Annotated in this window: 20 protein-coding genes; 5 read left to right on the top strand and 15 right to left on the bottom strand. The window is 32.5% G+C overall.

The window, feature by feature from the left end:
- The first annotated feature begins 237 nt into the window (after positions 1-237).
- Complete coding sequence (locus tag B6K90_RS05100) at positions 238-759, top strand: nucleoid-associated protein (RefSeq protein WP_088011663.1); 522 nt, start codon at positions 238-240, stop codon at positions 757-759.
- A gap of 183 nt (positions 760-942) precedes the next feature.
- Here B6K90_RS05100 and B6K90_RS05095 read toward each other — a convergent pair whose 3' ends face one another.
- The 3 genes from B6K90_RS05095 to B6K90_RS05085 form a co-directional block, all read right to left on the bottom strand.
- The gene (locus B6K90_RS05095; RefSeq protein WP_088011662.1) at positions 943-1,683 is read right to left on the bottom strand and encodes an esterase family protein; all 741 of its coding nucleotides are present in this window, start codon (positions 1,681-1,683) and stop codon (positions 943-945) included.
- A gap of 17 nt (positions 1,684-1,700) precedes the next feature.
- On the bottom strand, positions 1,701-2,888 hold the full coding sequence (locus B6K90_RS05090) for an ATP-grasp domain-containing protein (protein WP_088011661.1): 1,188 nt from the start codon (positions 2,886-2,888) through the stop codon (positions 1,701-1,703).
- Positions 2,889-3,037: 149 nt separating this feature from the next.
- Entirely contained in the window at positions 3,038-3,868 is an 831-nt protein-coding gene (locus B6K90_RS05085) for an alpha/beta hydrolase (protein ID WP_088011660.1), read from the bottom strand.
- Between the two features lie 367 nt (positions 3,869-4,235).
- Here B6K90_RS05085 and B6K90_RS05080 point away from each other — a divergent pair, with 367 nt between their 5' ends.
- Positions 4,236-4,748, top strand: a complete 513-nt coding sequence (locus tag B6K90_RS05080) for a GNAT family N-acetyltransferase (RefSeq protein ID WP_088011659.1) — start codon at positions 4,236-4,238, stop codon at positions 4,746-4,748.
- A 76-nt stretch (positions 4,749-4,824) separates the two neighbouring features.
- Here the strand turns inward: B6K90_RS05080 and B6K90_RS05075 are convergent, their stop codons facing one another.
- From B6K90_RS05075 to B6K90_RS05065, 3 genes are all read right to left on the bottom strand, one after another.
- On the bottom strand, positions 4,825-5,292 hold the full coding sequence (locus tag B6K90_RS05075) for a hypothetical protein (protein WP_088011658.1): 468 nt from the start codon (positions 5,290-5,292) through the stop codon (positions 4,825-4,827).
- 63 nt (positions 5,293-5,355) lie between these two features.
- Complete coding sequence (locus tag B6K90_RS05070; RefSeq protein ID WP_088011657.1) at positions 5,356-5,871, bottom strand: hypothetical protein; 516 nt, start codon at positions 5,869-5,871, stop codon at positions 5,356-5,358.
- Positions 5,846-6,412: an RNA polymerase sigma factor gene (locus B6K90_RS05065; RefSeq protein ID WP_088011656.1), complete on the bottom strand. Its 567-nt coding sequence runs from the start codon at positions 6,410-6,412 to the stop codon at positions 5,846-5,848. The genes B6K90_RS05070 and B6K90_RS05065 overlap by 26 nt, the downstream gene beginning before the upstream one ends.
- A 219-nt stretch (positions 6,413-6,631) precedes the next feature.
- Between B6K90_RS05065 and B6K90_RS05060 the strand changes: the two genes are divergently transcribed.
- Together B6K90_RS05060 and B6K90_RS05055 are read left to right on the top strand one after the other, a co-directional pair.
- The gene (locus tag B6K90_RS05060; RefSeq protein WP_088011655.1) at positions 6,632-7,606 is read left to right on the top strand and encodes an NAD(P)H-quinone oxidoreductase; all 975 of its coding nucleotides are present in this window, start codon (positions 6,632-6,634) and stop codon (positions 7,604-7,606) included.
- A gap of 26 nt (positions 7,607-7,632) precedes the next feature.
- A complete protein-coding gene (locus tag B6K90_RS05055; RefSeq protein WP_088011654.1) occupies positions 7,633-8,337 on the top strand; it encodes a DUF554 domain-containing protein in 705 nt (234 codons plus the stop codon).
- Positions 8,338-8,382: 45 nt separating this feature from the next.
- Here the strand turns inward: B6K90_RS05055 and B6K90_RS05050 are convergent, their stop codons facing one another.
- The 3 genes from B6K90_RS05050 to B6K90_RS05035 form a co-directional block, all read right to left on the bottom strand.
- Entirely contained in the window at positions 8,383-9,054 is a 672-nt protein-coding gene (locus B6K90_RS05050; protein ID WP_235821717.1) for a YoaK family protein, read from the bottom strand.
- Between the two features lie 72 nt (positions 9,055-9,126).
- Complete coding sequence (locus B6K90_RS05045; protein WP_167555280.1) at positions 9,127-9,630, bottom strand: GNAT family N-acetyltransferase; 504 nt, start codon at positions 9,628-9,630, stop codon at positions 9,127-9,129.
- A gap of 824 nt (positions 9,631-10,454) precedes the next feature.
- On the bottom strand, positions 10,455-10,892 hold the full coding sequence (locus B6K90_RS05035) for a hypothetical protein (protein WP_088011651.1): 438 nt from the start codon (positions 10,890-10,892) through the stop codon (positions 10,455-10,457).
- An 870-nt stretch (positions 10,893-11,762) separates the two neighbouring features.
- Between B6K90_RS05035 and B6K90_RS05030 the strand changes: the two genes are divergently transcribed.
- The gene (locus B6K90_RS05030) at positions 11,763-13,229 is read left to right on the top strand and encodes an alanine/glycine:cation symporter family protein (protein ID WP_088011650.1); all 1,467 of its coding nucleotides are present in this window, start codon (positions 11,763-11,765) and stop codon (positions 13,227-13,229) included.
- 592 nt (positions 13,230-13,821) lie between these two features.
- On the opposite strand, the gene B6K90_RS24050 is transcribed toward B6K90_RS05030, so the two are convergent.
- From B6K90_RS24050 to kdpC, 6 genes are all read right to left on the bottom strand, one after another.
- Complete coding sequence (locus B6K90_RS24050; RefSeq protein WP_235821716.1) at positions 13,822-14,139, bottom strand: histidine phosphatase family protein; 318 nt, start codon at positions 14,137-14,139, stop codon at positions 13,822-13,824.
- A 2,015-nt stretch (positions 14,140-16,154) separates the two neighbouring features.
- Positions 16,155-16,346 (bottom strand): hypothetical protein, encoded by a 192-nt coding sequence (locus B6K90_RS05020; RefSeq protein ID WP_088011649.1) that lies wholly within the window; start codon positions 16,344-16,346, stop codon positions 16,155-16,157.
- A gap of 323 nt (positions 16,347-16,669) precedes the next feature.
- Positions 16,670-16,993 (bottom strand): DUF4362 domain-containing protein, encoded by a 324-nt coding sequence (locus B6K90_RS24510; protein ID WP_407920500.1) that lies wholly within the window; start codon positions 16,991-16,993, stop codon positions 16,670-16,672.
- A gap of 145 nt (positions 16,994-17,138) precedes the next feature.
- Positions 17,139-17,399, bottom strand: a complete 261-nt coding sequence (locus B6K90_RS24045; RefSeq protein ID WP_235821735.1) for an SMI1/KNR4 family protein — start codon at positions 17,397-17,399, stop codon at positions 17,139-17,141.
- A 504-nt stretch (positions 17,400-17,903) separates the two neighbouring features.
- Positions 17,904-18,131 (bottom strand): IS3 family transposase, encoded by a 228-nt coding sequence (locus B6K90_RS05005; protein WP_268875900.1) that lies wholly within the window; start codon positions 18,129-18,131, stop codon positions 17,904-17,906.
- Positions 18,132-18,171: 40 nt separating this feature from the next.
- Complete coding sequence (gene kdpC, locus B6K90_RS05000; RefSeq protein ID WP_088011647.1) at positions 18,172-18,756, bottom strand: potassium-transporting ATPase subunit KdpC; 585 nt, start codon at positions 18,754-18,756, stop codon at positions 18,172-18,174.
- Position 18,757: the final 1 nt, after the last annotated feature.

Here is an 18,757-nt window from a genome sequence, read left to right as displayed (position 1 = left end):
TAACAAAAAGTAGTTTTTAAAATGCAATTGCAATTACTCTAAATCCTTTTATTTATATTCCATAGTTGTTAAATTTCTCCTTTCTTAATTTATATGAATGCTAAAGAACTTTTTATCTAACTACACTGATGAAAAAATCAAATGAAAATCAATTAAAATTGACATTCTCTTTAAGTATTTCTTTAGTAATTTAGGGGATAATTTGTAAGTCTAAAGAATTTATTAGGAGGAAGTATCTTGAATTACTACAATAGGTTTGGAACAAAAAGAGAATTAACAGTTGGTGAAGGCGATCGTGTAGAAATTATTAAAAGAAGTGACATTTATTGTGTTAATGAGGAAGAGCCTATTTATCATTCAGGGACGATAACAAAAATCGATTATGAAGATTTAAATAGAGCTCCAGAAAAAGAACCCGTTGGTATTTGGGTAAAATTTGATAAGGATGACGTATTTAACGACGGTGAAGAAGAATTTGTTGCTTTTGCTGATATAGAGGAATTGTTTAAGAAAATGTATGACATTGTTGGTTATGCTATGGTAAATGAAGGAGTTACGTTAAGCATTACAGGAGAAGGTATAGGAAAAATGATTCATTTTGATTATGAAAATGGAAGTTTATTACCCGTATCAATTCAAGATGGTAGTGAAGCAGAAAAAAGAACTATTACTAAAGTTGATGAAGAATTAATTCAAGAGCTCATGCGTTATGGTACGCCACAAAAGTATTTTCATTATGTACTTTCTCAGTCAAAATAAGTTCTACATACCGACTACATTAAGAATCCTCAGTAGTTTTCAAGACCTAAATTGCTAAAAAACTTATAATATATTTTACAAAATATCCATGTGTATTATGTAAGGTTACAAATTCAAAAAAAGGCCCTTTAGTAAAGAGCCTTTTTCTATTTTAAATTGATTTTAAGGGATAAACTAGCAATCTTATTTAAATAATTCTCCTAAAAAATACGGCATTTGGCGTCGCCACCAAACCCAATCATGCGAAACATCTTTGCCCCACTCATCAAACCATGCTTTAATTTGCTTTTGTTCAAAGGCTTCTTTTAATGTAAAGTATGAAGGCAGTCCATCTTCTTCCCAATCACCAAGCCCAGTACAAATAATGATATCTGCTGAACGATATCGGTCGATAAACCACCCGTCATTTTGATTCCATATGTAATCACTCGGTGAATTTTCGTATACGAGAGGATCATTTCCGTAGTTCCCAAAAAAGAAACGCACATCGTAAACACCGCTAAGGGCAACGGTTGTTTGGAAGACATCCGGATGTCTCAATAAAAAGTTCAACGCATGATATGCCCCCATACTACATCCCGTTGTCATCATTGGATCAAACCAACCTGTTTTATGTTTAATAAATGGTATAGCTTCTGAAATCACATAACGATCATATGCTTCATGAGCTAATGCACGGTCATGTACCGATTTTGAGTCGTGAAGCCAACTTTCGCTATCTATACTAGCCAATGTAAAAAACTGAACTTTTCCTGATTCTATAAATTCATGACACACATCAATCATTCCAAAATTATGGTATTCAAAATGAGTCCCCCCAGATGATGGAAAAACTAAGATTGGCATGCCACTGTGTCCATATCTGTTCAACGGCATTTCACGTCCTAATTCCCCACTCCAATGGCTTAAATGTTCAATTTGCATAGCTAAATCTCCTATTCCTATACGTTTACAACGCTGCAATTTTTTCGTTCATGTACAAAACTGATTATGTCATCGACTTCTTCCTGGGTATCTGCATTAATCGCATAAAATTGATTTCCTTGTAGTTTTGCAAACGCATCTGGAATACGCTTTTCAAATTTCACACTGTCGCCAAATCGTTCATTAATAGCATTTGTATCATGGTTATACTCATACGCATCACGCTGTGTTACACCGACACAAAACTGGTTTTCGACATCAGACTCCTTAAATTCTCCCCCTGTTACAATAGAAGCATACTGAGCAAATAAATCAATGGAGTACGCAAAATTATACATATCGATCGTGTAGCCACCAGCCAATCGGTTATTATATTCAAGTGCTACATAATCCCCATCTTCTAATTTAAAAAACTCAATATGGAAAAAGCGTTCTTTCATTCCAAAAGCTTTTACAATCGCCTTTCCATAAGTTTCGAGTTTTGGATCAATTTCTTTTTGAATAATATAAGCTAAATCCAATTGACCATTTACGAGTTCCAGAGTTGGCACATTATATGTAAAGCTTGTTTGGAAAACAATGTTCCCTTTTTGATCCACTAAACCATCAAATGTACAAAGCATGCCTCCTTCGACATATGGTTCTATGAAGTACACTTGTTCTTCATCCCATACTTCTTCAAAATGGGATACAGCCTCTTCTGAACATAATTTAAAGGTTGCAGCTGTTCCAACACCATTATCCGGTTTAGCGATAACTGGCAGTCCTAATTCATCAATGGCAATAGATAACTCCTTTTTAGTTTTAACGACTTTACCATCTACAACCGGCACACCTGCTTTTTTAAACAGCTTTTTCATTTCAGATTTATATTTAACTTTTTTCAAGTCACTCGTTTTATTGCCGTACACGTTAAATTGCTCACGCAACTGTGCATCAAGTTCTAACCAGTATTCGTTATTAGATTCAATGCGATCAATCGGACCATGTTTATAAAATAAAAATGCAACTGCACGTTTCACTTCATCTAAATCTTCTAAATTATTCACTCGATAATATTCTGTTAAAGCGTTTTGTAATTCGGAACCTAATTGGTCATATGGCTCTTCGCCAATTCCTAATACATTGACACCTGCATCTTTTAAACGTAGAGCAAATGACTGAAAATTAACTGGATAATATGGTGATATCAAAATATAATTCATGAAAAAGCTCCTTTCTTAATATCAAAAATAAATTATTTTTACAACTAAGGTACAATTATTTCAATTTAATATCTATGTAAGCTTTTTAAAAAAAAGTGATAGATCCCTCTCATAACCTAATTTAAGTCAAATATTATCATTCAGTTCATTTAGGACCACTTTTCACTTAAGAAACGTAAACATTCTGGCAGGTGTTTTGCCCAAGCTTTTTCATCATGTACTTCATCCGCAAAAATATTTAAACGAATGCGATCAATTGGAACAGATCCTTTTATTAGTTGTTTATAATACTTAATCGAGCAATCGATATACGCCTGCTTCATATTACCGTACATCAATTGTCGATCAGCATCATCGCCTTCCTGAGTTCCAACTTGAATGTATACACGTTGTTCAGGATCCAACACTTCTTTAGCGATATAACTATCAAATGCTTTACTTGTAATCCAATTGGCTAAAGAAAAAATGCCTAAACAACCAATTTGGTCTTTATATTCAACACCCATAAAAGCCGAAATATTTCCTCCAAGTGAACTACCAATCATCGCTGTATGATATTTATCTGATTTAGTTCGGTATTGCTTATCGATAAACGGCTTCACTACTGTCATGACAAAATCAGCAAACTCCACGCCTCTTCCACCTAATTCAAAATCTTCAGGAAGTGGACTTTCAGTAATTTTCCAAGGCGTATATTCATTAATTCGGTCTTGACCACCGTTATCGATCCCAACAACAATCATTTTCGGTAAATCGGGGTTTTGTTTAATTGCCGGAATAACTTTCCACGAATACCCGCTATATGATTCACTACTGTAGAAAATATTTTGTCCATCATGCATATAGACAACTGGATAATTTTCAGCCACATCTTTATCATAATTTTTCGGCAATAAAACACGCACGCGACGTTTTTCATTTTTATAAGACATATGTAATTGATGTGTTTCAAGTTTTAAATAAAAATAGGATTGATTCATTTTAACTTCCTCGCTCCTTTGATCTTACCTTAAGAAATTCAACTGCTATTTCTCTATTTAACTCTAAGTCAATTAAACTTTCATTTAAACCAACTACCTAAATAATTATTTTTGCCCACTAGTTTACATTGGTATGAAAATTCAATTTGTAATTAATTCAACGAAAATAGATTAGATTCCTTCTTGAACAAACATTTCAAATAATGAAATGGAAGATTATCGAAAATTGATTATCCTCTATTCGCACTATGGAAGGATCGTTAACCAAGGATACAAAGCTTTATAATGTAAATTTTAATTTTACGCTTTGTACAAAAAGTTCTAAAATAAGAAGAAATAACAAATTAAATTTGGGGGAAAGAAAAAAATGATTAGGGAAGCTACTCAAAACGATTTAGGCGACATTTTAGAAATTTATAACGATGCCATTCTTAATACAACTGCTGTGTATTCGTATAACCCTCAAACCCTTGAAAGTAGAAAAATTTGGTTTGAACAAAAGATAGATGAAGGGTATCCGATCCTAGTCTTCGAACTTGATCAAAAAGTCGTTGGCTTTGCTACATTCGGTCCTTTTAGAGCATGGCCGGCTTATAAATATTCGATTGAGCATTCCGTATATGTAAATAGAGAATACAGAAAAAAGGGAATTGCCACTTCATTAATGAAAGAATTAATCTCTATTGCCAAAGAACGAGAGTATATGACTTTAATTGCTGGAATTGATGCAGATAATGAAAAAAGTATTGCTATGCATAAAAACTTTGGGTTTGTATATTCAGGCACAATTAAAAAGGCTGGCTATAAATTCAATAGATGGCTTGACTTGGCCTTTTATCAATTAGATCTTGATGGACCAAAAAATCCTACTGAAGAATAATGAGCATTTTATTTTAGGGTATGTTTTGATTAATTTTTTTACAAAACATACCCTTTCTTAATCAAACAAAAACTATCTATTTTACCTCTAAAGCAAAAACATAAGAAGCATCGCCATTTGATAAGTGTTCATCTTTTTTATTCAACCACCATACTCCATATGAATAATAGTATACTCCTTTATTAATAGGTGCTGAAAATTGATTCTTCACTACTACTATTTCACTTTCTTTACCGTTATTTATTTGAGTTAAGTGGATTTCGTTTGGTTTAGGACTATAGTTCATTATCATTCTAACGTTTTCACCAGGTTTTACTTCAATCGGCTTTTCACCCTCTAATAGTTCAACTGGACCAGCCGTATCGACGCATTCCCCTTCTCCTTTCATACTCCAACAATAAGTACCTAACTTCGTATCATATGTATGATTCCCTACTTGAACTATTGTTTTTGGAGGCTTATTGCCTTTGAAACCATAATATGCTAAACATCCTGTGAGAATAAGAAACAAAAGAAGTACAGATGCACTTAACCATTTTGACATTTTGGACACTCCCTTATTTCAAATTAGACTTTAAAGAATCCTATTTTTCTTTTAAAAAATCAATCATTTTTTAGTTTCTATAAACTTTAAGATTGTTCCATCCTCTTGTCTAACTATAATGACTTTTGAATCCTCATTTGTTAAGTAAATTTTATCGCCAACTTTTAACATATTTGACGAAAAATTGACTTTCGGAATTGTATTATCTTTAACAACTTCCTGGATTACACCAATTTGTTGATTAAGAGTAAATTCTTTATTATTTATAATTCCTTCAAACCGATACCTAACCCCGTTAACAATTAATAGTCCAGTAGAGTCATCTGCAGAAGTACTTTTATATTCACTTTTAATGCCTAACTCTTTCTTTTGTGCGTTTTTAATAGGGGAAAAAATATAAATACTAAATGTCAAAAATAAAAGAATACCAACTGAAACGAACGTCTTTCTGATTCGATTATTGCCCATTTTTGAATTTGCTTTATTCCATATTTGATGATATGTGACGGAAGGATTATGATGATCTAATTTCTTCTGAAGTGTTTGTTTAATTTCAGAAATAGGATTGTTTTCCTCCATTTAGTTCTCTCCCTTTAAGTTTTTGTTCTACTTTAAACAGTTCGTTTTTTGATAAACGATTTCTTAATTTTGTCAGTGCGTAATTAAGCCTTGATTTACATGTACCGATTGGAATATTTAAAGAATCCGCCACTTCATCCAATTTGAGTTCTAGATAATAATGAAGAACGATCACTTCCATACTCTTCTCTGATAATAAGTTTATCTCTTTCCATAATTGTTCTTCCATTTCATTTTGTAAAATCGATTGAACAACGTCATTTTCAGCTAGTACATCATGGTTAATGCCAAAAAGTTTCTTAATTTTTTGTTTACGTATCATATTACGGGTGATATTTACTGTCATTCGATAAATCCAAGGTTCAATCGGTTTTGTTTGATCATACAAATGAAATTTTTTTATGATACGAATGAAAGTCTCTTGTGTAATATCATCTGACATTACTTTTGATTTAGTTAAAAAGTAAGCTGTGCGATACACCATTGACGAGTGATTATTAAACAATTCTTCTAAACGATCTTTGTTTATACTTTCAGGCACTAGTTCTTCTCCTTTCAGTTCTTACTCTATATACACTTAAAAACAACTTATAGTTCGGGGGTTTTTTTAATTTTTTTCCCTAAAATTACTAAAAAAAGAATGAGTAAGGAATTGTGTTAAGAAAATAGACAAATTTCTTCAATCCAAGTTTTTAAAATATTCTTTCGATTAGTTATATAGTATGATAAGAATTATCTAAATTAAAGGTAGGTTTTTAGAATGAAGGCAGTTCAAATTGATGAATCAAAGCATCTATTTATTGACGATTATCATATGCCTGTTTTAGGTGAGAATGAACTACTTGTTAAAGTTCATGCTACGGCTATTAATAGAGCTGACTTACTTCAAAAACATGGTAAGTATCCCGTACCAAAAGGTGCGTCTCCAATTTTAGGGTTAGAGATGGCCGGGATTATTGAGCAAGTTGGGGCAAATGTTACAAATTGGAAAATTGGCGATCGCGTTTGTAGCTTATTGCCAGGCGGTGGTTATGCGCAGTATGTTTCCATCCCTTCAGATTTGGCTATTTCAATTCCAAATCATTTTTCGTTCGAAGAGGCTGCGGCTATTCCAGAAGTGTTTTTGACAGCTTATTTAAATTTATTTGAATTAGGTAGATTAAAAGAAAATGAGACTGTTTTAATTCATGCCGGAGCAAGTGGTGTTGGAACCGCTGCAATTCAGCTTGCAAGAGAATTTGGTGCAAGTTCAATCGTTACTGCCGGGAATGAAATGAAACTTGCAGCTTGTACTGATTTAGGTGCAAATCATGTGATTAACTATAAAAATGAAGATTTTAAAACTGTGGTCGAAAAAGTTACTGATCATGCTGGTGTAGATGTCATTTTAGATTTTATTGGAGCATCTTATTTCCATCAAAACTTACACTCATTAAACAGAAACGGTAGGCTGATTTTGATTGGTACAATGGGTGGCGTTAAAGTGAACGATGTGAACTTATTACCACTTTTGACAAAGAGAATTTCCATTATAGGGAGTACTTTGCGTTCACAAACACTTGAGCAAAAAATCTATTTAACGAATCAATTTAAAAAATATGTTTTACCACTTTTTACGAATAAGAAAATAAAACCGGTTATCGATTCAGTGTATAGCTGGCATGACGTGAATGAAGCGCATACTCGAATGGAGAACAATTTAAATATCGGAAAAATAGTCTTAAAAATAAATTAATTATATGCAAATTAAAGGGGATAATCATGGTACTACTCGGTTCAATTGTTAATGCAGCAGCTATTATTCTTGGCTCTTTACTAGGTTTGTTTATTAAAAGAATTCCAGATCGAATGAAAAACCTAGTAACTCAGTCAATTTCTCTCGTAATTATCGTTATAGGATTTACTTTAGCGATGAAAACAAATCAAATTCTAATCGTTGTTTTCAGCTTATCATTAGGTGCAGTTGTAGGTGAATGGTTAGATATTGAAAGTAAATTAGATCAGTTAGGTGATTTTATAGAAAGTAAGTTCCATTCGAAAAGTGAGGGTTCTATTTCGAAAGGATTTGTAACTTCCACTTTATTATTCTGTGTCGGTGCGATGGCAATACTCGGAGCACTAGATAGCGGTCTACGTCATAATCATGAAATTTTATATACAAAATCAATGATGGACGGTTTTCTATCAATCATTTTAACTTCGACTCTTGGAATTGGCGTGTTACTCTCTGCTGTCCCAGTTTTAATCTATCAAGGATTTATTGCCATTTTTGCATCTTTCGTACCGAATCTAGTAACACAGCATTTATTAGATTCAATTATTGCCGAAATCTCAGGTACAGGAGGAATTTTATTAATTGCTCTTGGTTTGAATTCATTAGGATTAGTAAAAATAAAAATTGGAAATATGCTACCTTCTATTTTATTTGCACTTATTTTTGTTTGTTTAATTCAATTTTTCAAGTAAATTAAATAACTGGTCTACGCAAAAAAAATGAGCCTGAAACAGGGCTCATTTTTTACATAAATGTAATTTCTTTCTAAAATAACCTTTGTCTTTATGATATAAAATTAACGCGATTAATAATACTCCTGCGGCAATCCAAACAGATTGATTACCAATATACTTTGTAGAAATACTTCCGAAAAATGCACCAAAAGAAAACGATATGATAATTACGAAAAACTTTTTAAATTTCGTTTTGGCTTCTTTGTCATGATTTATAAATGCAGTATATGCCGCCTGTGATGCAATTCTTATATTACCAGTTGTCATTGTTGAATTGTATGTCCATTTATCTAAATGAGTAAAGGTTGAAATTTGTAATGACGAGACAAAGGAAATGCAAACTGTTACAACTAAATTAGGTACACTACTAGGTAATCCCCCTACAATTATTAAAACAATACACTCTAATATAAGGATCGACCTTCTATAACTGTATAATAGCTCTTTTAAACGTGGATGTTTAACAGTTTCAGCAACCAATACACCTGAAATAAAGGCGATAATAGGAAGAATATATGCAACAGAGTTTTTCCAGCTCCCATAAGATAGATTGATTGCTAATAGAACAAGATTTCCCGTTTGTGCATTGGCAAACACACCGTCTCTGCTAATAAAATTATACCCATCTAAAAATCCACCTACTAAGGCTAACAATAATCCAACATTTACAATCAAAATTATCAATTATGGTTAGATGTTTTTACAAAAAAAAGACGATCAAACCATTCATTTGATCATCTCTTCCTTCTATTTAATAATCTTAACCATGTGGTCCTCATCATAAAATTCACCATTTACATATAATGCTCTTTTTTCTGTTCCAAAGCTTTCAAATCCTACAGTCTCATAAAGTCTTTTTGCAGACTGATTCGATGAAATGACTGCTAATTCAATTTGTAAAATTTCTTCAATTTCCATTGCATCCTGAATCGCTTGACTTAAAACATTTTTTCCAACACCTTTACCACGGTAATCTGGTGTAACATACATTCCCCAAATTGTTCCTTTATGTTTCATTTTTTCAGATCTTTTTTGGAAGAAGCCTGCAACCCCTACAAGTACATCTTTGTCGAATGCACCAATAATAAAATTATCGTACGTTTTAGGAAAATTATTCGTATGCTGTTCCATTGATTTACTCTCATATTCTGTTAAACTTTCACCAAAAGCTTCTGGTGATAATTTTAACCCTTCACTTCTTAATCGAATAAATTCAGGTAAATCTTTAATTGTTAATTTTCGAATTTCCATCCTTAATCTCCCTTCGATTCTCATAGTTGTGTCAAATTTTTAAAAACACTTTTAGAATTCACTTAAATCATTATCATTTCACTTCGTCTCATACAAATATAACATATAATTCTGAAGTTTTAGAATTAAAAGAAGGACTTATTATTTTTATAAGATAAGTCCTTCCAAATAATTATTTATAGTTTAATAAAGACTAAATTCATTCATTACTACCATGTCAACCAACCACTAGTTTTTTTATATTTGTGAATTAGTTCGTATTTTTCAATTCTGATTAAATGGTTCATTCGTTTCCGATATTTTCGATAATCGTCTTTTCGAACTTCCTTTACTTCTTTATTATAAACAGTCTTAAAACCTTTGCGATATTCAAGAAGTTTTTCTATTCGAGGATCTTTACAAATTTTCTTGTGATTATTCTGTTCATATTTCCAGTTTGAAACTGTTTCTAAATCTAAGATTTCCTTCCCTGCTGCGGGGATTTAGATTATGGCATTTGCCATTAGTGCCAACCGCAACTAATAGAAGAACACTTTAGGATTATACAAGTGTTTTACCCTTTATGCTTTGAATATTTATCATTTATATATTCGATTAAACATTATATAAATAAAAATTTCGAATGAATTTTTCAAATCCATCTAATTTATGGAATAATGTTGATCAATTCTCACCTGAGTTGTTTTCGTAAAAAGTTCATTACTACCTACTGTTATAATTGCACTCTTTTCAGCTACAATTGCATTTTATTCACATTTGTTTAAGCAAAAGATCAGTTAAAACTAACGCATCATTTAGTTGAATAAGAAGAAAATAAATACTTGTTATTTTAATTGATAAAATTGCTCTAATTTTTTATCTAACTCCTTCCAAGTAATTAACCTATGAGGGGGATCCTTATCTAAAATGGCATCTATTTTTTCAGCTACTTTCTTAATTCTATTAGAAGGATCATCTCTTTTTACTGCTTGATAAACTACTAATTTAATAAGTTCTCTATCCCCATTTTCCCAAATCCATTCTTTAAGTTGCAATCGACTAATGTATTCTTTTGTAGGGATCACTTTACCTCGCCAATCACAAATTTCAAATAGAGTATATCTATCACCAGTCCATTCTTCAATAATGAGTATTACTTTTAGTAGAATGTAGTCTCCTGACAATAATTGATAACTAATTACATCACCATCTTTTTGATCAGTATTAGCAATGAACCTTTTTGGTATTTTTTTAGCTTGTGGTTGAGAGGAATATTTAACCACATATTTTCTTCATCGTACCCATTAACAATTCCTACTATTTTGTGATGAGGGTAAAGATTTTCAGGTTGTGTACTATCTTTACAAATATGTCCTCTCGTTTGCTAAGTGTTGTTGAGCATACTTAATCGAATCTACTCACGACATTTTACTTTTAGTTAATGCTGCCATCCTTCCACTCCTTTATAGAATAGAAAACTAATATTCTTAATAAAACAAATAACAATAAATAAGAAACCAGGGTAATCATATCCCAATCCCTACCAGTTTTTCTTATTAACCTATCAAACTAATGGTTATTAAACGCTATCTCTTTTTATACTCTTTGATTCCAGAATACCCATGCTTATACTTCATTTGAGCTACTGATAAACTTTTCATTTCTTCTTTGAATAGTGATACAAATTACATAGGTGTCAAATACAATTTTTATCTACATTAATAAAATTTTTGATTATATGTCTCTCCAATGAGGTTGAGAGAATGTTTGATATAATTGCTTTTAAACATTTATATAATCTGAGTATTGGTTATATCATTATTTGATATATGATCATATTTGTGCTTCTAAAATAATTAGAATCAATGACTAGCGTGCTAAATTCTTAATTTTGTTTATAAAACTGATAGAATTATTATTCAGTATAAAAACATTCACCTACCTATTAATTTTCTACCAAATCATTTAGTAATCTCAACGTATAATTTTCCTCATACAACTATAAATCTTATCAAATTATAAATAATCCTAGATGCTTAAATAGGTTAATTGCTTAATCTTTATTTTGGAATATTAAAAAAATACAAAAGATTCTTTTTTAAATTAATAGTCTATAATATAATAGAAAAATATCAAGTAAAAGGAGAGATGATATGGAACAAATAGTAAACTGGCTAAACGGTATAATTTGGAGTCAAGCACTTATCTATTTATGTTTAGGAGTTGGTTTGTTTTATTCTTTAGCAACTAGATTTCTGCAACTAAGGCATATGAAAGATATTTTCAAACTAATGTTCAAAGGTGGAAAATCAGAAGCAGGTATCTCATCTTTTCAAGCGTTGAGTCTTGCATTATCAGGAAGAGTAGGAACAGGAAATATTGCCGGAGTTGCAACAGCGATTGCCTTTGGTGGACCAGGAGCAGTTTTCTGGATGTGGGTGATGGCTTTCTTGGGAGCTGGCTCTGCATTTATTGAATCAACTTTAGGACAAGTGTATAAGTCAAAACAGGACGGTCAATTTCGAGGCGGCCCTGCGTTTTACATAGAAAAAGGGCTAAAAATAAAATGGTATGCAATCTTGTTTGCGGTTGTGACAGTTATTTCGACAGGTTTACTTTTACCTGGTGTACAAGCAAATAGTATCGCCCAAGGTGTTAAAAGCGCTTTCGGAATTAGTCCTTCGATAACTGGTATTGTTTTAGTTGCTATACTCGCTTTCATTATATTTGGAGGAGTAAAACGTATAGCTCGTGTCGCTGAATTTGTCGTTCCATTTATGGCGCTTTGTTATATTTTAGTAGCAATTATTATTATAGTATTAAATATTTCAGAACTACCAGGGATTATAAAGCTGATCTTTTCAAGTGCTTTTGGTACAGATGCTGCCTTTGGAGGAATCCTAGGTGCCGCTATTTCTTGGGGAGTTAAACGTGGAATATATTCTAATGAAGCCGGTCAAGGTACTGGTCCACATGCCGCTGCTGCTGCAGAAGTATCTCATCCTGCTAAACAAGGTATTGTTCAAGCTTTTTCAGTTTATATAGATACTTTATTAGTTTGCACTTCTACAGCATTTATGATTTTGATTACAGGAATGTACAATGTTACTCCTGAAGGTAAAACAAAAATAGTTAACAATCTTGCTGATATAGAACCAGGTCCAGGCTATACTCAAGCTGCTGTTGAATCCATGTTTCCTGGCTTTGGCGCTCCTTTTGTTGCAATTTCGTTATTATTCTTTGCATTTACGACGATTATGGCATATTACTACATGGCAGAAACGAACCTTGCCTATATTAATAGTAAAACAAATCGTGTATGGACTGAGTATGTTTTAAAAGTTCTAATTTGTGTGATGACATTCTATGGAAGCGTGAAAACTGCAAGTCTAGCTTGGGGATTAGGTGACATTGGTGTAGGAAGTATGGCGTGGTTAAATATCATTGCAATCCTACTTTTAACGAAACCAACATTAAAAGTACTTAAAGATTACGAAGCACAGCTAAAAGCTGGAAAAGATCCTGTTTTTGAACCTACGAAACTTGGTATCGAAAATGCTGATTTCTGGGAGAAAGAATATAAATATCAAAATTCTAACAGTGATAAAAAGACTGGATGATCTATGTGAAAAAGGACTGACTTATGATATTATCCCCTTATTGTAGACACCCCCAAAAAAACCATCCGATAAAAAGGATAGGTAGTCTACTATTTGGGGTTTTTATTATGTCTAAAAATATCCCCAAAAAAATTAGCAATAACCAAAAAGTGGGCTAATTTCATTATTTATCTATAAAAATAGGCTTTGTGCAATTAATAAAGCAAAACCGATATGTAATAGGTTTCATATTTATGGATATCATATTTTTAAAAAAATCCAACAAAAAAAAACGGAAGATTTATAGTCTTTTTACACTGCATGCTTTAGTTGCATAAGAAGTAAAAGTAAAATATTTTAACCATCAACTGAAAATGTGGTTATATCCCAATGTTTCGAACTTGTTTTTTTATTTGCTTTCCAACCAGTCTTTTTAAGTTCTTTAGCAATCAACAGATTAAAAAATCCATGTCCAACCAATACGACATCAGTATGTTCCCTGGGCATATTTTATTAATAATTTTGATGCTTTTTCAGATCTAATTTTTGCGTCATTCAATGACTCACAGTTACTTGAATAACCACAAAACCATAGACATCTCAATATTACTGCCTAAAAACTGGGTTTTAGCCTCAATCCAAACAAGTTTGTAAAAGGAGTAGGTAATTCCGTTTCACGAAACAATGGATCTGCTTTAGTTGAAATATCATAATGATTCAAAAACTCAGCTGATTTAATTGTTCTTATCAAATCACTCGTAATTATTACTTTAGTATTAGCTACTATTTTTAGAGTTCCTGATGGATAAGTCTTTTCTTCAGAGACCCCATTCTCATCATACTTTTGTATCCAATTTTTAAACTCTCTACTTGTTATTGGTTTATCTTCAGTCCACAGAGATTTACCATGTCTTATCAATGAAATTTTCATAGCAGACTCCTAAAATTTTTTCTAGTACTTAATAAACTAGTCGAGTAGAATGGAGTCTTTTTACCTTGCGGTAAATTGAACTCCACCCCCTCTCAGAACCGTGCTTGCACTATTAATGCACACGGCTCCTCCAAGTTATCATTCACAGAATGTAGCAATCTTAAATATTGCTAATTCTACTATCCTTAATAGTTTTGTTTCCATTTATTCTACCTCTGTGTGTAGTAAATGTGTCCCTATTAAGGGTGATACTTTGGTAGCAGCCTTTCCTACATCGGCATTTGGTTTCCTTACTTGTTATCGTTTGTACACCATACTCTTCTTCTAAATGAAAAGACCGGTAGGGTCTCCCGAGTTGCCGTATCATATCAATGTGTTACGTGCCAAGGTCTCTGACTCCGGAGAGGTTTTACCCTTCTTGCCTTTAATGAAAGGTAAAATGTTGCTTTCTGCTATGCGTAAGGTATCAGCCCTCTCATTTTACTAACATTTCGAAGCTCAATCCCTTCAACCATTTGGCTTTCGGCCCGCAGTCGGGTAGAAAACAAGCGCGCGCAATCAATGATTATTGAGTCACGTTTCTTGTAGCCCACCTACGATCCCGGACGGTCGGATTTCCCGAGTCTGGTTCTGACCTTGGTTATTATCACATACTCGCCTTCCCTAATAACCGTAGGATTAAATGTTGGTACACATATTCCCCCATCAATTATTGATTTACTTGTATGCTAGTCAGTGAACAAATAATAAGCTCTGTGTCTTGGTATGTTCTGACTACCCAAGTGCCCAGAGGTCCTTCGCTCCTTCATAGGAGTTACCTTGATAGAAGTGTAATTATCTTACACTTAGGAAGGCATTACCCTTCCCTCATCGCTACTACGACCTCATGCGCCAGTCCTAAATCATCCTACCATTTTCTATTAGCCTCTTATATAATAGGTCTCTATTGGTTAGTACCTTCCCAATTTGAAGTAGGACCTTCCCGTCGTTATCTGTGAGAATCTTTCCCTAGATGCTAGAATCCTTGCCCCGGCTGCCCTTACGGTGCTTTTGACCGTTTCTTCCCGTAAGGCATCGGTCTTCCCCCGTTAGATAAAGGTCGACGCTAAGCAAATCATCCCTCGAAGCAGTTTTATAGAGGGGCGTAGATTTCGGGACTGCAGTATTCGTTTAATCCTTCTGGCCTCTAGGTTTGCTCGCCACACAGACTGTTCTGACCTTATTCTCTCTGTGTAGAATAGGCCACGGTAAGATTCTCAGCCTTGACGGCTGCTCCACCTAACTGTCTACGCTTAAAGACTAAAGTTACCTTTAGCCCTCCAAGACTCGCTACGAGTGAATGGCTAGTTCTTACTCGACGGGAATCCCACCCACTATATGATACGACCTTGGCTCGCCCGCACACGCATGCGTTAGTTGAATTAGATAATATTTATCTAATAATATAAACATTTTAATTACTCGACGATTTCGCCGTCTAAAAACTTTGTCTCGCAATATGGACATCGGTAATAATCATGAACGTCTTTATTGATATTAAATCGAAATGGCAGTCTCTTTTTACATTTTGGACATCTCCAGAATATGATTGTTATTGCTACAAATAGGAAGATGAGAAACCAAGCAAGTTTAGCTAAGAACATGCTATTTATCACAAAATCTAATATACAAATAAACATTGCACTGAATAAACATAATAACGAGATTTTTCGATATTTCATAATGTCTCTTACTTTTTTGGTCAATGAAATCAGTTCCTTTCATTAAACATAGACATTGCACAAAATATATACTTCTACTTTTTACAATATACTAAATAAGTTCTATTAAATATTCACGAAGTCCTTTACTTATTGAGCTATCCTGCTATTATGTTGAATAAATGTTTCATCATAACGCTTACCTTTTCCACTAGCCATTAAGACACCTCATTATTGTTATATTTATTTTATTATAACAATCTGTGTCCACTTTTTAGTCTAGCATCATATCCTACTAAAGCATTGCGTAATTACTTAAGGGTTTTTAAAATAAGTAACGATTCCAATTATTAATATTAAAGATACATAAAAAATAAGGAACTTGCCTAAAACACGCATTAACTTATTGTTATTTTTCTTACCAACTTTCAAAATAATGTAAATAATAAGTGCCATAAAAAAGACAATATTCAATAAAGGTAAAACAGGATAAAGGAAATCAAACATTTTTTTCTCCTTAATACATATTTTCGTTAAATAGATAATTTCTACAGTATATTTTTGATACCCTTCAAAATTAAGTTGGGTTATTTCAATCTTAATTTAATAAAATTTATTAGTTAATTAAAGTAAAGTGCGTATTTTATCAGTATAAATTAACCCAAAACTCCTGCTTCTTATACAAATCGTACCATTTGGTTCTATAAAAAAAACGAGCTGCAAGCAACTCGTGATCTTCAACTAACGCATTCAATAGTTGAATAAGATACTAAAAATGTTGTTGTTGTAAATGAGGATTAGTAGTTCAAAAAGTATCCTTCTTTTGATATTTATTTACCAACAGATATTAAAAAATAATCTAAATTTTTTCCACAATTAGTCAAATAATAATCGCTTCCATTTTGAAAGTTTTTACTTTTCGTAATTTCTTTACATACATCCCATTTTACTTTATTTTCATTTCCCTTATTTTTGTCTTTCGTGTCTGTATATGAGAACTGGATTCCTTCACCATCATAATTTAGTTCTCTAATTATCGGATTTCCATTTTTTGTATAGCTTGTTAATCTAATTGTATCACTTACATTATTTGCAACATTTGTTGTAAACTCTTCTAGTCGATCTAGATTGTGTGTTTCAATTTTTGTAACAATGTCCCCATTCTTAATTGCTTTCTTTGATGTATAAAGTTCATTTGAACACGCGGTAAATAGTGCTAAAATAAGAAAAAGGAGTTACCCGAAGTAACTCCAATGATCTTAAACTAACGCTCTCTTTAGTTGTATAAGAAAAAATAAATTACTCTAATTCTTCTTGGATGATTTCTAAAAAGAAATCTCCAAAATCATCTGCAATAAGTTCTATTGATTGTTCACTAAACTCCATTCCAAAATTAATAGAAACTACAGCAGGTTCATTTTCTCGATTAAGTTTATTAAAATCTAAACAATATAGTTCACCCATACCTGTGGCATAAATTATAAGATAATTATCTGGTAAACCAGCATTTTTTCTTAGTTTGATTGTATACCATATAGCATCTGGAACAGAAGAATTTATAAAGTCATCGTCAATTACTCCATATACTTCTTCGGAGCCGAAATCTCCAGCTCATAATTAATGAGAAAATGGCGATATATCTTTGAAAATTTTAACCCTAACGTAGTTTCTGCTTTTTCAATTAAACTTTCTGAACGTTTTCCTACAAAATCGGCTTCTTCTTGTTTTTGCTCGATTATTTCAATTGCTTTTTCATATTTTAATTTTCTTGTTCAACTATACTGTCATTTACTTCATTAAAAAAGGGAGCTGCAAGCAACTAGTGATCTTCGACTATGCGTTAGTTGCTTAAGAAATTATTTAGTAGATATTTTTGATAGTCTAATTTTATTCAAAAGTTTAGTTCCTAAATAAACTACACTTAAACTAAATATAGCGCCAACCGTATAGTACAATTTAAAATTTGGTACCACTTTTGTATAAAGCCAAAATACTAATAAATAAACTACAATTCCTAAAGTAATTACTACCACTCTTTGCATTTACTGGAAAGTCAACACTAAACTAGACAACTTTTTTTAAGTGTTCAAGTTTAAATTGAATTGGACTTAAGTATCCAAGTGTCGAGTGAATGCGAATATGATTAAACCAATGAACGTAGTCATCAAATTCTCTTGTTAAATCTTCTAGATTCTCATAATGTCTACCTTTAAGAAACTCTGTTTTAATGATTTTAAAGGTAGCGACTGCGTTATCATATGGGCATCCCTTCATACTTAGCGATCGTTGAATCTTAAACGTTGCTAATACTTTTCACCATTCAAATATTTCATTACTTATTTAATAGTTTTGTAATCTCTATATTAAGTTTTAGGACATTTACTCTTTCTTCCCCAAATTGTCCTAATGCTCGTCCTTCTGTGTGTTTTTTAACTAAATCTTTTAATTGTTTTTTATCCAGACCTGTTGATTTTGCAATTCGATCAATTTGTACATCTGCTGCTTTTGGTGATATATGTGGGTCAAGACCAGACCCGGAGTTTGTAATTAAATCCATTGGTATTTCAGCTAAACTAATTCCAGGATTTTCTTTTTGGAAAGCTGCTACTGACTCATCAAGTCGTTTCTTTAAATCCGGATTTGATGGCGCAAAATTATTTGACCCCGATCCTTCTGATTTGTATTCAATACTAGAGACGCGTCCATGGAAGTACTCAGGACTTGTAAATTGTTGTCCAATTAGTTCAGATCCAATTACTTGTTTCTTCTTATTATATATTAAACTTCCATCAGCCTTGTCTTTCATTATGACTTGTGCAACACCTGTTACAGTTAGTGGATAAATGATTCCACAAATTAAAATTAATACAAGCGTCATGCGAATGATTGGTCCAAACTGTACTTTACCTTCACTCATA

The sequence above is a fragment of the Gottfriedia acidiceleris genome (genome assembly GCF_002128425.1).
GTDB lineage: Bacteria > Bacillota > Bacilli > Bacillales > Bacillaceae_G > Gottfriedia > Gottfriedia acidiceleris.
This window is presented reverse-complemented; position numbering and strand designations above follow the sequence as displayed.

Coding starts and splice junctions, on each gene's coding strand:
- B6K90_RS05095 (WP_088011662.1), bottom strand. CDS start 1,683: ATGCAAATTGAACATTTAAGCCATTGGAGTGGGGAATTAGGACGTGAA.
- B6K90_RS05090 (WP_088011661.1), bottom strand. CDS start 2,888: ATGAATTATATTTTGATATCACCATATTATCCAGTTAATTTTCAGTCA.
- B6K90_RS05085 (WP_088011660.1), bottom strand. CDS start 3,868: ATGAATCAATCCTATTTTTATTTAAAACTTGAAACACATCAATTACAT.
- B6K90_RS05080 (WP_088011659.1), top strand. CDS start 4,236: ATGATTAGGGAAGCTACTCAAAACGATTTAGGCGACATTTTAGAAATT.
- B6K90_RS05075 (WP_088011658.1), bottom strand. CDS start 5,292: ATGTCAAAATGGTTAAGTGCATCTGTACTTCTTTTGTTTCTTATTCTC.
- B6K90_RS05070 (WP_088011657.1), bottom strand. CDS start 5,871: ATGGAGGAAAACAATCCTATTTCTGAAATTAAACAAACACTTCAGAAG.
- B6K90_RS05060 (WP_088011655.1), top strand. CDS start 6,632: ATGAAGGCAGTTCAAATTGATGAATCAAAGCATCTATTTATTGACGAT.
- B6K90_RS05055 (WP_088011654.1), top strand. CDS start 7,633: ATGGTACTACTCGGTTCAATTGTTAATGCAGCAGCTATTATTCTTGGC.
- B6K90_RS05045 (WP_167555280.1), bottom strand. CDS start 9,630: ATGGAAATTCGAAAATTAACAATTAAAGATTTACCTGAATTTATTCGA.
- B6K90_RS05030 (WP_088011650.1), top strand. CDS start 11,763: ATGGAACAAATAGTAAACTGGCTAAACGGTATAATTTGGAGTCAAGCA.
- B6K90_RS24050 (WP_235821716.1), bottom strand. CDS start 14,139: ATGAAAATTTCATTGATAAGACATGGTAAATCTCTGTGGACTGAAGAT.
- B6K90_RS05020 (WP_088011649.1), bottom strand. CDS start 16,346: ATGTTTGATTTCCTTTATCCTGTTTTACCTTTATTGAATATTGTCTTT.
- kdpC (WP_088011647.1), bottom strand. CDS start 18,756: ATGAGTGAAGGTAAAGTACAGTTTGGACCAATCATTCGCATGACGCTT.